At 41.5% G+C, this 13805-nt stretch carries 15 protein-coding genes; 2 read left to right on the top strand and 13 right to left on the bottom strand.

What is annotated here, in order from left to right; all coding sequences use genetic code 11:
- Position 1: 1 nt before the first annotated feature.
- The 6 genes from MHI35_RS02435 to acpS all read right to left on the bottom strand — a co-directional run bounded on the left by MHI35_RS02435 (position 2) and on the right by acpS (position 4903).
- Positions 2–832 carry an RsbT co-antagonist protein RsbRA gene (locus MHI35_RS02435; RefSeq protein WP_012008996.1) on the bottom strand — a complete coding sequence of 277 codons (831 nt, stop codon included), beginning with the start codon at positions 830–832 and terminating at the stop codon, positions 2–4.
- Between the two features lie 114 nt (positions 833–946).
- Entirely contained in the window at positions 947–1297 is a 351-nt protein-coding gene (ndoA, locus tag MHI35_RS02430; protein ID WP_003214169.1) for a type II toxin-antitoxin system endoribonuclease NdoA, read from the bottom strand.
- 4 nt (positions 1298–1301) lie between these two features.
- On the bottom strand, positions 1302–1583 hold the full coding sequence (locus MHI35_RS02425; RefSeq protein ID WP_012008995.1) for a hypothetical protein: 282 nt from the start codon (positions 1581–1583) through the stop codon (positions 1302–1304).
- Between the two features lie 296 nt (positions 1584–1879).
- Positions 1880–3058 (bottom strand): alanine racemase, encoded by a 1179-nt coding sequence (alr, locus tag MHI35_RS02420; RefSeq protein WP_335349748.1) that lies wholly within the window; start codon positions 3056–3058, stop codon positions 1880–1882.
- Positions 3059–3360: 302 nt separating this feature from the next.
- On the bottom strand, positions 3361–4377 hold the full coding sequence (locus MHI35_RS02415; protein ID WP_088004450.1) for a LolA family protein: 1017 nt from the start codon (positions 4375–4377) through the stop codon (positions 3361–3363).
- 160 nt (positions 4378–4537) lie between these two features.
- Positions 4538–4903: a holo-ACP synthase gene (gene acpS / locus MHI35_RS02410; protein ID WP_211063298.1), complete on the bottom strand. Its 366-nt coding sequence runs from the start codon at positions 4901–4903 to the stop codon at positions 4538–4540.
- 94 nt (positions 4904–4997) lie between these two features.
- Between acpS and MHI35_RS02405 the strand changes: the two genes are divergently transcribed.
- Positions 4998–5603 (top strand): rhomboid family intramembrane serine protease, encoded by a 606-nt coding sequence (locus MHI35_RS02405; protein WP_335349749.1) that lies wholly within the window; start codon positions 4998–5000, stop codon positions 5601–5603.
- Between the two features lie 56 nt (positions 5604–5659).
- On the opposite strand, the gene MHI35_RS02400 is transcribed toward MHI35_RS02405, so the two are convergent.
- From MHI35_RS02400 to MHI35_RS02370, 7 genes are all read right to left on the bottom strand, one after another.
- Positions 5660–7159 (bottom strand): PH domain-containing protein, encoded by a 1500-nt coding sequence (locus MHI35_RS02400; protein ID WP_335349750.1) that lies wholly within the window; start codon positions 7157–7159, stop codon positions 5660–5662.
- A complete protein-coding gene (locus tag MHI35_RS02395) occupies positions 7149–7628 on the bottom strand; it encodes a PH domain-containing protein (protein WP_335349751.1) in 480 nt (159 codons plus the stop codon). The genes MHI35_RS02400 and MHI35_RS02395 overlap by 11 nt, the downstream gene beginning before the upstream one ends.
- A gap of 110 nt (positions 7629–7738) precedes the next feature.
- Positions 7739–9229, bottom strand: a complete 1491-nt coding sequence (cshA, locus tag MHI35_RS02390; protein ID WP_148943809.1) for a degradosome RNA helicase CshA — start codon at positions 9227–9229, stop codon at positions 7739–7741.
- 165 nt (positions 9230–9394) lie between these two features.
- The gene (locus tag MHI35_RS02385; RefSeq protein ID WP_144522252.1) at positions 9395–9733 is read right to left on the bottom strand and encodes a n-acetylglutamate synthase; all 339 of its coding nucleotides are present in this window, start codon (positions 9731–9733) and stop codon (positions 9395–9397) included.
- Between the two features lie 127 nt (positions 9734–9860).
- Positions 9861–10553, bottom strand: a complete 693-nt coding sequence (locus MHI35_RS02380) for an alpha/beta hydrolase (protein WP_335349752.1) — start codon at positions 10551–10553, stop codon at positions 9861–9863.
- Between the two features lie 27 nt (positions 10554–10580).
- Positions 10581–11945, bottom strand: a complete 1365-nt coding sequence (locus tag MHI35_RS02375; RefSeq protein ID WP_335349753.1) for a UDP-N-acetylmuramoyl-tripeptide--D-alanyl-D-alanine ligase — start codon at positions 11943–11945, stop codon at positions 10581–10583.
- An 82-nt stretch (positions 11946–12027) separates the two neighbouring features.
- Positions 12028–13110, bottom strand: coding sequence for a D-alanine--D-alanine ligase (locus tag MHI35_RS02370; protein WP_335349754.1), 1083 nt, complete (start codon positions 13108–13110; stop codon positions 12028–12030).
- A gap of 183 nt (positions 13111–13293) precedes the next feature.
- Between MHI35_RS02370 and MHI35_RS02365 the strand changes: the two genes are divergently transcribed.
- Positions 13294–13614, top strand: a complete 321-nt coding sequence (locus tag MHI35_RS02365; protein WP_335349755.1) for a thioredoxin family protein — start codon at positions 13294–13296, stop codon at positions 13612–13614.
- Positions 13615–13805: the final 191 nt, after the last annotated feature.

The raw sequence follows: 13805 nt of genomic DNA, 5'->3' as shown, positions 1-13805 counted from the left end.
GTTATCCCTCCAATGAAACAATTTTTCGATTTGTCATTTCCAAAGCAGTTTGAATTCCTTTTTGAAGGGTATTCTTTGTTGTAACCTGAGATAAATCAATTCCAAGGTTAACGATCGTTTGGGCTATTTCTGGGCGAATACCAACAAGTAAACACTTCGCTCCTACTAATCTCACAGCCTCTGACGCTTGAATGATATGGTGGGCCACCATTGTGTCCACGACAGGTACACCCGTGATATCAATTAAGACGACCTGTGAGCGATGTTTGACGACACCATTGAGCAGGTTCTCCATAATTTTTTTCGCACGATCTGTATCAATTGTTCCAACAAGTGGCATGACGGTGATGTGCTCAAATACTGGGATTAGCGGGGCAGAAAGTTCCTGCAGTGCAATCTTTTGAAGACTGACGGTTTTTTCCCATGAGATGGAATACTGGTTTAAGATCTCGTTATGGATGGGTGTGATGAATCGATCAATTTGCCAGATGAGGTCATGACTTTCTTGCGTTGTATCTTTGTCATCGTTCATTTTTTCATATAAATGTGTACGGATTTCCGTTAGACCGTTTGCCAGTAACTTAAGTGATATACCCATTTGAACAATTTTTAAAGCAAAATTTTGCACTTTTTCTTCAAAATCCTCATTATCCCCCTCTGAAAGAGATGTAATGATGAGTTGAACATATTCCGAACAGATGGTTTCATACATTTTGTCGTTCAGCATCATGTCCGTTTCTTTTTCTCCGAGTCGTTTTAAAATGTCCGTCCACTCTTTTTCTAATTCCTTTTGATGCTTTCTTGCAAAAGCTAACACGATATGATTCGACATGTTTTACCCCCTACTTACATTTAAAGCTCTTCTTTAGTCTTTCTTCATTATAACGTTAATAAAAATTGAACACAAAAAAAGTTGCTCCCAGTAGAGCAACCATATCTCACCATATTAAAAATCAATAAGAGCCAAACTAACTTGTAAGGCTTCATCAACCTTCTCCATCATCTCATCATCAAGATGTGTGATTTTATCTGTCAGTCTTTGTTTATCGATTGTACGAATTTGTTCCAAAAGAATGACAGAATCTCGTTCAAAGCCGTACCGCTTTGCATTAATTTCGACGTGAGTCGGTAATTTCGCTTTTTGTATTTGGGCTGTTATGGCTGCAACGATAGCAGTCGGGCTGAAGCGATTTCCAATGTCATTCTGAATCACCAATACCGGGCGAACCCCGCCCTGCTCGGAGCCAACAACAGGAGATAAATCAGCAAAGTAAACATCACCGCGTTTAACAATCAAATGTTTAACCCCCGCTGACTAATCGCTCAACTGTATTCTCAGCCTCAAATTCTGCGTATTGTGCCTCTGAAGAGATATTCAGATTAATTTTCGCCATCTCCATGTAGCCGCGTCTCATCGATTCACGATTTTGTCGAATATTACGTTCACGAATATACGTTTTTGTCGCTCGGTAGATCAATTCATTTCTTGTTACCTTATCCTGCTCTGCTACTCGTTCGATCTCAGACATTAAAGTCTCCGGCAGTCGAATCTTCATTTCGTTTGTTGCGCTGGATTCAGACAAAAAACATACACCTCCACAAAACTTACGGATACCGTATCGATCCATTCCAAGACTAATCATACCATTATTCAATGCACAAGCAAAGCTGTTTTTTCATGATTTCTTATTAGAACATGAAGCGGCTCGCCACCCGTAAATCAAGATGATAATGGAGTTCCTCCTTCCCATTATACGCTTTTTTCCGAAAATCATACGGTATTTCCAAAATCTCTAAAAAAGGGAGAATGTTTACCCTACTTTTGTCGAATAAAAAAGAACGAAGTCAGTTTGACTATCGTTCTTTTGAATGTTTTTTATCATAAACTTGGTCCACCTTGAAGGAGTGGATTCCGCACTTGCACTCTTTTGCCGTCCTCTATATACACTCTCGGGACGCGGTGACCAATCGAGCACGTGATTTCATAATTAATGGTTTCAAGTCTTTTGGCGATTTCATCAATTGGTACCATGTCTTCTCCTTGCTTACCAATCAAAACGACCGGCTCGCCCACTGGAAGCTTGTCTTTCAGTTCAACCATGAATTGGTCCATACAAACCCTTCCGGCGATCTTCCGGCGCTTTCCGCCAACAAGTACTTCCGTTCCTGCCAGTTTCCGAATCCATCCATCTGCATAGCCAACTGGAACCGTGCCGATCCACGTATCTTGATTGGCTGTATACGTTGCCCCGTAGCTGACACTCTCACCCTTTTGAATGTGCTTCACATGGGCAAGCTTCGTATGAAGGGACATGGCTTCTTCGAGCTTAAAAGGCAATTCATCTTTGATTTCTTCTGACGGTGACAGCCCGTACATACTGATGCCGAAGCGAACCATATTAAACAAAACGTCCTTAAACCTTAAACCTGCTGCACTGTTGGCACAATGAACGAGAAGCTTGTCCGTATGAAGCGGCTCAAGCAGTGTTTGAAAGGTGTCAACCTGGCGATCAAAATAGGCCTCATCCTTTTCATCTGCTGTCGCAAAGTGAGTAAATACGCCTTCCAGCTGTAAATAATCGTGCTCGCTGACAAGATTTTTCACTTCGTTCACTTGCTCTATCGTTTTCACACCTAATCGGTTCATTCCGCTGTCTATTTTCAGATGAAATTGTATAAGTTGTCCCACCTGCCCTCTCATCATGTTGGTGACGTCTTTCAGCCAATCGATGGAGTAAGCGGTCATGATGACATTGTATTGAACAGCAACTTTGACATATTCAGTCGGTACGGCGCCGAGTACAAGTATTGGTGCTTTGATGCCTTTATTTCTTAAAGAAACGGCCTCATCTAAAAAGGCGACGGCTAATACGTCTGCTCCTGCTTTGAGAGCAGCTCTTGCCACTTCTATATCTCCATGTCCATATGCATTGGCTTTCACCACAGCCATTAGTTGAACACTTTGACCGATATGATCTTTCATATGTGAAACATTATGCTTGATTGCTGATAAATTAATTTCTGCCCATGTGTCTCTATAAAAGGCATTTGTGTCCATCCATCACACTTCCCTATTGAATGATTCAATCCTCTCATATGATACTAAAAATCAAGAATAAAGTGAAACAAATCAAAAAAGATCAGCCCTTGCAATAGGACTGGTCTCACTTTGTCTTCTTTTCAGCGTGATAGAAAACCTTTGAAGTCTAGGAAGGCCGAGCACTGGCGCGGAGCGAATTTGACATTCGTGAGCACCGGCGCGCAGACCTGACAACGAATGCGAAGGTTTGTCTACACGCTGAAGATCAGCCCTTGCAATAGGGCTGATCTTTCAATTTCTAAGGCTCTCGCCTGAGATATTTATTTAGCTGATTGGCCTTCTACACTCTTTGCAACCATTAAGAGTTCTTCCTTCGATAGATCACTTGAAGAAATCAAGTAGTCCACTCCATCAGATGTCCATGAAAGGGATTGATCTGTTAGAACCCCAACTGTCATGCCAAGGTCGACTGGCTCGCCGTTCATTGTCACAGGCGTAGATGCTTCAGCGACTCTCGCTTTTTCCTGAATGAGTGTGAAGGATTTCTTTCCGCCGTACGTCATCACATAACGCTTCCCAGCATCCGTCATCATTTCTTTCTCTTCCATCTTTTTCACACCCTCTGGCATGTCAACTGGCGTTTTCACTGCGAAGCTGTCAGATGGGTCTGCACTTGTGGCAACATCCATTTGAGAGAGTGTCATGTTTTTCTTCTCATCAAATGCATCTTTGTCAAAGGATTTATTGAATTCAAAGTGAGAGAATTCCACTTTCACCATTGGCTTTTTATCGCTATCCAGCACTTTCACACTGGCAGGCGCCATTGTTTTTTTATGAAAGGTAATCTCTTGGGTAGGCAGCATTTGGTTGTGCTGATAATTGGTTTTGGTTTCGAACACATACTTTGAATCCTTCGCTTTGAACTGAGCAGCACTGTCATTTTTAATGTCTTTCACGAGTGACTCAAATAAGTAGACCTGACTGCTATTATTTGGCCAATCACTGTGAAAACGGAAGCTCTTGTTCAATGAAGGTGTTAGCACAAACACACCATTGCCATTTCTTAAAATGACTTGACTCTGATCCTTTTTCGGATTCTCTAAATAGACACGGTAAAGTTCCGGCTTTTTGTACCAAATTTCCACTTGATACTCCTGCGGGTCATTTCCTGTCTCAATGGTCATTTTTGCTTTGGCTTTGTATGATGTCATTTCCTCTGCCTTTTTGTTTAAATCTCCAACGATATCCTTCTGAGATTTTTGACCGCATGCGGAGAGAATCAGTACAAAAAGGATTCCCGTTACAAGCAAAACAAAGCTTTTTCTCACCCTTTTCAACCCCTTCGTTAATTGTGTTAAAAGGAAGAAACCGCTTGTTTGACTTTAACAGTACGCCTCAAGAGTTAACTGCGTACCGCGAACCATCAAAGCCTGTTAGCAACTCGCCCTTCCTTATCGCACTACCCAATATATGAAGGGGGGACAAACAATATGCAGACTAGCTTGACAACCTTTCAATTAAAACTTGTGCCGCAGCATATTCTTTTGCATGAGTGATAGACACATGTACCTGATCGCCCTTCGCCTTTTCGCTTTTGATGAAAGGTTTTCCATGTTCGTCTTTCTGGATTTCTATGTCATGAAAGCTTAAATGCCTTCCGATTCCCGTTCCGTATGCTTTGGCGAAAGCTTCCTTTGCTGCAAAACGTCCTGCCAAAAATTCCAGCTGCCTCTTTCCACTAAGGGCGTAAAAGATGTCTTGTTCACTTAACGTTAAAATCCGTTCTGGTAAACGAGGCTGTCTGCTAAGCACATGCGCGAGCCGGTTGATCTCTAATATATCAATGCCTATTCCTTTGATCATGAGGTACCTCCTATGATACTCGTACTAATTTGGATGTTCTCTTCATAAACGTGTTACTATAAACTTACCATTATCTAGTCAAAAGGGGTTTGTTATGTTTATTCGAACGGAGAGCTTTCAACAATTTATTAGATCGTATCCAATCGTCACAACGATCCTTGCTTTGCAATTTGGTCTATGGCTTCTATTTGCGCTTCCTATCCCTCTTATCCAGCTTGGTCACGACCATCTCGTCGGTTTCAATTATGGTGTAGCTGCTGGAGAATGGTGGCGACTTATCACACCTGTTTTTCTTCACGGAAGTCTGACCCATATTTTGTTCAATTCTATGTCATTGTTCTTATTCGCTCCAGCACTTGAGCATTTGCTTGGGAAGGTTCGATTTCTCATTATCTATCTTGGTACAGGATTCATTGGCAACCTCGGAACCTATTGGGTGGAGCCTTTAGAGTATGTACATGTCGGCGCCTCTGGTGCGATCTTCGGTTTGTTTGGCGTTTATTTATACCTTGTTCTATTTAAACCGCATATGATGGATCGCGGCAATTCTCAGGTGATCTTAACCATTCTTGCCGTCTCTGTCATTATGACGTTCGTCAACTCAAACATCAATATCATGGCTCACTTATTTGGATTGATCGGTGGCATGCTCCTAGCACCTCTTACGCTAGTTTTCCATTCAAAAAAAAGACGCTACTAACCTCATAAAAAATGTCGATCACTCCTATGAACAGGAAGCGGATCGACATTTTTTGTTTAAGAAGATTTATTTTTTTCATACGAATACCAATCCATTACACGTGCTGCATCTTCTTCCTCAAGGTGATGTACACCAAAGGAATCAAGCAACGCAGAGGATTTCACAAAGGTGTGAATACTCGCCACTCGGCCTTTCTTTTGGAAGAATGATTGCGTCATCGTATAGTTTTGCATTCGTTTTCTCAAGACAATACCAGTGGTTTTGCCAATGCCTCTTGATGTCAGTTGAATCAATGGATCTTTGATCGTATAGCCTGATTGTTTATAAGCTAAATAACCAAAAACCAAAGCAAGAGGAAGCGGAATGAGTGCCAAATACCCCCATGGCGGAAAACGAACAGATAGGATCACGCCGACAAGTAATGGCACAAAACCGAAGGAGATCAGGTAGCGCTTGAGTGAACGCTTTGGTACCTTTTTCAATTCAGATTCTGGCTCCAAATGATAATCATCCGTGAATTGAGAGAGCAGTTCGTTGATTTTTTTCTTCCGAATCAGTGGAAATAAGACGGAAGAGGTTTCTTTTTCTGTAATAGAACCTCCTGCACTCACAAGCATCACCGTCGCAAAACCAAAGGGTTCACGAAGAATATTTTCTTTGATTTTTACTGCTTGAATTCTCGCAAGCGGAATGGTCATTTGATGCCTTTCGATGAGCCCTCTTGTGATGATGATGTCTTTCCCTTTTCGTTTTGCGTTAAAATTCGCATATTGAAGGGCTGTTACCCCAACACTAAGTATCCATGCAATCAATACGGCAATAAATATGAGAATCGCATAAATCTCAACACTCGCATGACTTAAAAAAGAAAACCGCTTGATGAATCCGTCCAAAGGAAGAATTTCATCTATTTGTGTGTAAATGGCGAGACACCCAGAAATAATGACGCCGATCCCGCTTGAAGTGGTCGCAGCCAAAAGCAGCTCTGGTATCCCCATCCGGTAGGAAACATTGATTTCTTTTTCTACAGGTTGCTGCGCTGTTAGAGGATCATGCGGGACATCTCCATTTTCATCCACCATTTCTTCTTGCTGCAAGCTTTTCTTTCGGTTGAAAATTGATTGCTTTAATTGTTCTGCTTCTGCTTTTGTAATCGCCGTCAGACTCACTTCTGGACCGTCTGTTCCGCCAGCTGTTTCGATTTGAACCCGCACCAAACCAAAAATCCGCTGGAAAATACCTTCACTTGTATTCACCGTTTGAATTCGTTCTAACGAAATATATTTTTTCTTTTTTGTGATGACGCCCGATTCTACGCGAAATTCATCCTCTTCCATCCGGTAGGTGAAGCGCCTCCATGCTAAAACGGTTAAAACAGCTTTCCATAAAAGGAGCACACCAAGAATGATAAATGCATAAAAACGAATGCTCGAATTCGAGTTCACAAAAATAAGCACGAAAAAAGGGATAATGAAGTTTTTGATCATGGATACGGCATCTGATATAAAATCAATGAACATCGAGATTGGATGTACACGTTTTGGTTCAGACATCATCTTCCGTCACCCTTGCTAAACGAGATATGTAATCACGAAGCTCATCTGCTTCTTCTAATTCTAGCGCCGGTATATCATGAACTGTGGCAGCAGTCGATATTTGAACAGATGCCAAACGGTAGCGCCTTAAGAGCGGCCCTTGTGATGTATCGACATGCTGGACACGCACCATCGGTACAATCACACGTGTGACACGAATGAGCCCATGCTGAATTTCGATTTCATTTTCGAATACTTCGTAGCGCCAGATGCGATGACGGATTTTCGGTATAAGCCAAATGCCAAAAATAACCTGTAAGACCCATAAACCGGCAAGGATGGCGCCAATCCAATATGGCCAATGTAGATAATAACTAGCAACAAATACCCCAATGATGATGAGTAAGAAAATCAATGAGATAATTCCATTTTGAAGACGCCATACCTTTAAACCATTTAAACTAATTTGACGTTGCGGCTGTTTTCTCACATTCTTCCCCCATTCTCTTACTTTTCTATCAATATATTACGAAAGAAAGCCTAAAAAGTTTCAGAAAACCTGTTAAAAAAAGCGAACCCTGCAAAGGATTCGCTTTTGAATTAGTTGTTATAAGATTTCTTTTGACGACGATCGCTAGAAGAACGATTGCGGTCATTTGAAGAACGCTTTTTATCTCCGTAAGATGAACGGCTTTTTCCGCGATAGCCGCCTCCGCCGCCACCGTCTCTACGTTTAGAAGAGCTGCGGTTGTTACGATTGCGTTTTGAAACCATTGGTGCTTCATCTGTCAAACGAACAGGCGTTGCATCCGGCTCTTTTGTCATCATTTTGATGGCAGCCGCAACCACTGTAACAGAATCATGATCTTCTAGCAATTCAGCAGCTGCTGTCATGTAGAAGTTTAAGTTGTTTTCACTGATGATGGTGCGCAAGCGATCAATAGTTACTTGTTGTTGTCCTTCGATTGCCTCATCTAGTGTTGGTTCTTTCATACGATCCATTTTACGTTTAGTTGTTTGCTCGATCGCACGAAGCATATCTTTTTCACGTGGTGTGATGAATGTCATCGCCATACCTGTACGGCCAGCACGTCCAGTACGTCCAATACGGTGTACGTAGCTTTCTGGATCTTGTGGTACGTCAAAGTTATACACGTGTGTTACACCTGAGATATCAAGTCCACGTGCTGCAACGTCTGTTGCGACAAGCACATCGATTGAACCTTCTTTGAATTTACGAAGCGCAACCATACGTTTCGCTTGAGTCAAGTCACCATGAATTCCTTCAGCTGTATAACCTCTAAGGTTAAGTGCTTCAGTCAATTCGTCAACGCGGCGTTTCGTACGGCCGAAGACAATTGAAAGCTCAGGTGATTGAATGTCAAGAAGACGAGTCAATGTATCAAACTTCTTACGCTCGTGGATATCCAAGTAGAACTGTTGGATGTTAGAGACAGTCATTTCTTTCGCTTTTACTTTTACGTGTTCTGGATTTGTCATGAAACGCTCTGCAATGCGCTTAATTGGTGCAGGCATTGTCGCAGAGAATAAAAGTGTTTGGTGTTCACTTGGTACATTTGAAAGGATCGATTCAATGTCTTCGATGAAACCCATGTTTAGCATTTCGTCTGCTTCATCAAGCACAACAGTTTCAACATTTTGAAGACGCATTGTACGACGGTTAATGTGATCGAGTAAACGTCCTGGAGTCCCTACGATGATATGAGGATTTTTCTTGAGCGAACGGATTTGGCGACCGATATCTTGTCCACCGTAAATCGGAAGTACGCGCGCACGTTTGTCTTGGCCTATTTTGTATAGCTCTTCAGATACTTGAATCGCTAATTCTCTTGTTGGCGCAATGATAATCGCTTGGATATTTGGAGACGCTGGGTCGATTTTTTCTACAAGAGGAATACCAAACGCTGCAGTTTTTCCTGTTCCTGTTTGTGCTTGTCCAATGACATCTTTATTCTGAAGACCGAGAGGAATTGTTTCCGCTTGAATCGGTGTTGCTTCTTCAAATCCCATGCGGTTAATAGCTTTCATGAGACTTTCGCTTAATTGAAAATCTTGAAACGTTATAGTCAAATTATTCAAACTCCTTCTAATTGCTGTTTCAGTAATCTCGTGAATGATCATTAAAAACTGCCCTTTTCCGAAAGGACAGGTCCATTATATACAAAGCCCGAATTACCCTACCTTATATCTTACCATTACACTATTTGTTTTTCAACAAGACAGAAATGGATATATCTACTGTTCCACAATGACAGATTCACCATCACTTTGATCGCCATCCATCCATTTCCACTTTTCGAACAGTTGGATTTTTCCGTTATCCAACTGATTTGGTGTAGAATTGCAAGACCCGCTTCTCATGCTGCCGTCTTTGCTGACATGGTGGTACCTAAAATGAAGTGTTCCATCCTCATTTACAGTTCCTACAAGTACACCAGATACAATACTGCCGCCTTGATACGTGCCCGTTAATATATTCCCGTCCTGACGATATTGAAATACGGTGGCTACCGATACTTCTCCATTACTCGAATTAGACTGCGGGACAAAGGTTTTTCCGTCATATTGAAACAACCGAATCAACCACCTTTTCTTTCCTATTGTACCATAGGCTTGTCACTCATTCGACAAAAATGATGCAATTTTTAACAAGTGGGATTCAATTTATATTAGTTTAGCCACATTTTCGCTTTTCTATAGATTAAATTGTTTTTTTAAGAAATTCCTCTACTTTTTCAAACAATTGCTGCGCACATGGCTCGTGACAAACATGGTGTTTACAATCAGGTAAATAAAACATTTCTTTCTGACGAGACGGGATTTTATGATCAATGAATTGTGCACTTGAAGCTGGGACAATCCCATCGCTTTCCCCTTGAACAATTAACACAGGGAGGTGAAGCTTCTCAAGGGAGCTCTTCGTTTGCTTCACCAGCTTCATAAATTCTACAGCGGCTGACAGCGGTGTGCTCGTTAGCTTATGACGGTATCTATCATACAAAGGGTTCGTATCAATTAGCCCAGACAATGATTCCTTCACCATCTGCCTTGTGTCTTGAATCACTTGTTTTGGATTCACATATTTCGCCGCAGCACTTAACAGGACGAGACGAGCAACCGGATACTTCGCTGCAAGATAAGAAGCAATCATTCCTCCCATAGAAAACCCGATTAAAAAAATCGTCTCACATGTTCGGTAAAGAGAAAGAAGTTCTAATTCAGCTGTCGCAATCCATTCTTGATAGAGAATACCCTTTAGCTGAAGTTCATCTCCATGCCCCGGCAGCGTGACAGACTGAACGTTCCAATCTGTCTTCTGCTTTAAATATTGCGCTAGCGGTTCCACTTCATAGGGGGCGCCAGTGAATCCATGTATACATAGACAGCCAATCATTCTGTCACCTTCTTTGCCGCTCGCTTTTTATAGTGCAGTAATGACTTCTTCTAATCTCATACCGCGTGAGGCTTTGACGAGAACAACATCGTCAGGACCTGCTACGTCAGCAAGTTTTTTCTTCAGTTCCTCTTTGTCCATAAATGAGAACACATGCGCGTCACCGAATGATTTCTTTGCTCCTTCAGCGATGAATGCACCTAGGCGGCCATACGTCATCACATGATCAATAAATTCAGGCTTGATGTAGCGACCAAGTTCATAATGATACGTTTCTTCTTCGCTCCCCATCTCTAGCATGTCTCCAAGGACAAGAATGCGATTTGCGAAACCGTCCATATCTCCTACAAGATCAATGGCAGCTTTCATGGAAGTAGGGCTTGCATTATATGCATCGTTGATAACAGTAATTCCTTTTTCCGTTTTAAACAGTTCAAGACGCATTCCTGTTAACTTTGTTTGCATGAGTCCTTGTGCGATTTGTCTTTCATTCAGTCCGAAATGCTGACCTATGGCAATGGCTGCAAGGGCATTCTTTACATTATGTTTCCCTAATACAGGAATGAGAAACCCTTGAGCATACCCTTCAACTTGAAATTCAGTTCCTTCTGCAAGCTGGTTAATATGCGTTACCTTGATATCACAGTCCTCTGCTTCTCCAAAGGTTTTCACTTGCTGTGAAAGTGCAGTCGCTCTCTCGCGGATCAAAGGTTCATCTCCTAAATAATAAAAGGTACCATCTTCTTTTAGCCCTTTTGTGATCTCACATTTTGCATCGGCAATGGCTTCTCTTGATCCTAAATCTTGCATATGAGATTCTCCGATATTGGTGATGACTGCTGCATCCGGCTCAGCGAGGTTGGACAAGAACTCGATTTCGCCTTTTGCACTCATCCCCATCTCTAATACAGCGATCTCTGTACCTTCTGGCATCGAAAGAATAGTGAGCGGAAGACCGATATGGTTATTAAAATTACCGTCTGTTTTATGAACTTGATACGTTGTTTGTAAGACAGAATGAATCATATCTTTTGTCGTCGTTTTCCCGTTACTTCCTGTAATACCGACCACACGAGGGTTTTCTTCTTTTAAATACGATTTTGACAATTGCTGAAGTGCTGCCAGTGTATCGTCGACAAGAATGACAGGTACGCCTTCTGGTGGATTGGCTTCTTTTTGATTCCAAAGAACAGCTGCCGCTCCAAGCTCCACTGCTTTAGAAGCAAATGTGTGACCATTAAAATGTTCTCCAATTAGGGGGATAAACAATGCACCTTTTGATACTTTTCGTGTATCTGTCGTCACTCCGTGAATTTGCTCTTCGCCAAAAGCTTGATTAGATAGTATCCCACCAGCCATTTGGGCGATTTGTTTCACTGTACGTTTGATCATGATTTTTTCGCCTCTCTTTCTCATTTCACGTTTGAAGGAAAAGAGACACTACCTAAGGATAGTGTCTGCTTTGTTGCTCACATTAAAAAGTCGTTTTAATGGTTTGTTTTTCTTGATGGCGTTCAATTGCAAGTGACACTAGCTTTTCAATGAGCTCTGGGTACTCTACACCAGTGTGCTTCCAAAGCAGCGGGAACATACTGAATGGTGTGAATCCAGGCATTGTATTCACTTCATTGATCAACACTTCGCCTTTTTCTGTTAGGAAGAAGTCTGCACGTACAAGACCAGAACCATCTAGGGATTTAAATGCCTTAATCGCCATATCATGAATCGTCTTGTACTCATCCTCTGACACACTTGCAGGAATGATCAAATCTGTATCGCCATCTTCATATTTTGCTTTGTAGTCATAAAAATCTGTTTTAGGTGCAATTTCACCAACGACAGAGCATTTCGGCTCGTCATTTCCTAATACACCAATCTCGATTTCTCTTCCTATGACGCCTTCTTCTACGACCACACGACGATCATATTGGAAAGCTAAGTCGAATGCGGTTTGTAGCTCTTCTTTGCTGCGACATTTGCTTATTCCAACACTTGACCCCATGTTGGCAGGTTTCACAAAGCATGGATAGCCAAGTACTTGTTCCACCTGTTCTAAGCTGTCTGGTGTGGCTTTCTCATAGTCTTTTTTATTGAAGGAAAGGTGCTTTGCTTGTGCAAGTCCTGCTTGAGCAAAAACATCTTTCATCATGACTTTATCCATACCCGCGGCAGAAGCAAGAACGCCATTGCCAACATACGGGATATTCAGCAGTTCAAGTAATCCTTGCATCGTTCCATCTTCACCATTTGGCCCGTGCAATAATGGGAAGACAACATCAATCTTCTCATCAGCAGATGCAGGCTGTGGAAACATGCTCTCGTTTAAAGAAGTGGGTAAAAACGTCTTTGCATTCTGTTCAAATTGAAGCATTCTGACGTTTGATACTGGCTCAGTGAGTTTTTCTCCTCTTAGCCATTCGCCCTCTTCTGTAATATAAATTGGATGTATATCGAACTTCTCAGTGTTAAGTGCTTTTGTAACTGCAAGGGCTGTTTGCAGTGATACATTATGTTCGGCTGACTTTCCGCCGTAAATCAATCCTAAACTTATTTTCAATGGATACTCCCCCCACTAAAATTCATCTTTACTATCTTATCACTTTCAAGCAAAAATGCTCTAATTAATTTTTGTTGTTACGGAATTGAAATGATTTGTAAAGTTGTAAGCGCCTCCCGAGCATTTGTATGTCTTTCGCCTTTATTTTATATTAAAATGACATTGAAAAGGAGTTGTGACAAATTGAAAAAAATCACAAGTACTGAACAATTCAATGAAATCATTCAATCTGACAAAGAAGTCATCGTTAAATTCTTTGCAACATGGTGTCCTGACTGTACAAGAATGGACATGTTCATTCCAGACATCTTAGAGGCATATGCTCACCATGAATGGTTTGAAATAAACAAAGATGATTTCCCTGAATTAGCAGAATCGTATCAGGTCATGGGTATTCCAAGCCTGTTAATTTTCAAAAATGGCGAAAAAACAGGTCATTTACACAGTGCAAACGCAAAATCACCTGAAGAAGTGACAGAGTTTCTTCAAGGGCACATTTCTTAAATCGTGAAACGGAGGACATCAGCAAACACTTGCTGGTGTCTTTTTTTCTCCATTCCTTACATCAAATCTCTTCATAAGACGATTTGTTCAGTCAAAACGTTTCAATGAGCGAAAGAATGTTTTATATAGTGTTTCTCTTACGACAAGAAATGACAGCAATTATTTCCTGGGAAAGAATGTGCGTCGACTAG

The sequence above is a fragment of the Bacillus sp. FSL K6-3459 genome (assembly GCF_038003305.1).
In the GTDB taxonomy this organism is placed as follows: Bacteria; Bacillota; Bacilli; order Bacillales; family Bacillaceae; genus Bacillus; species Bacillus pumilus_O.
The sequence above is the reverse complement of the archived record's forward strand: the minus strand, read 5'-3'. Positions and strand labels throughout refer to the sequence as shown.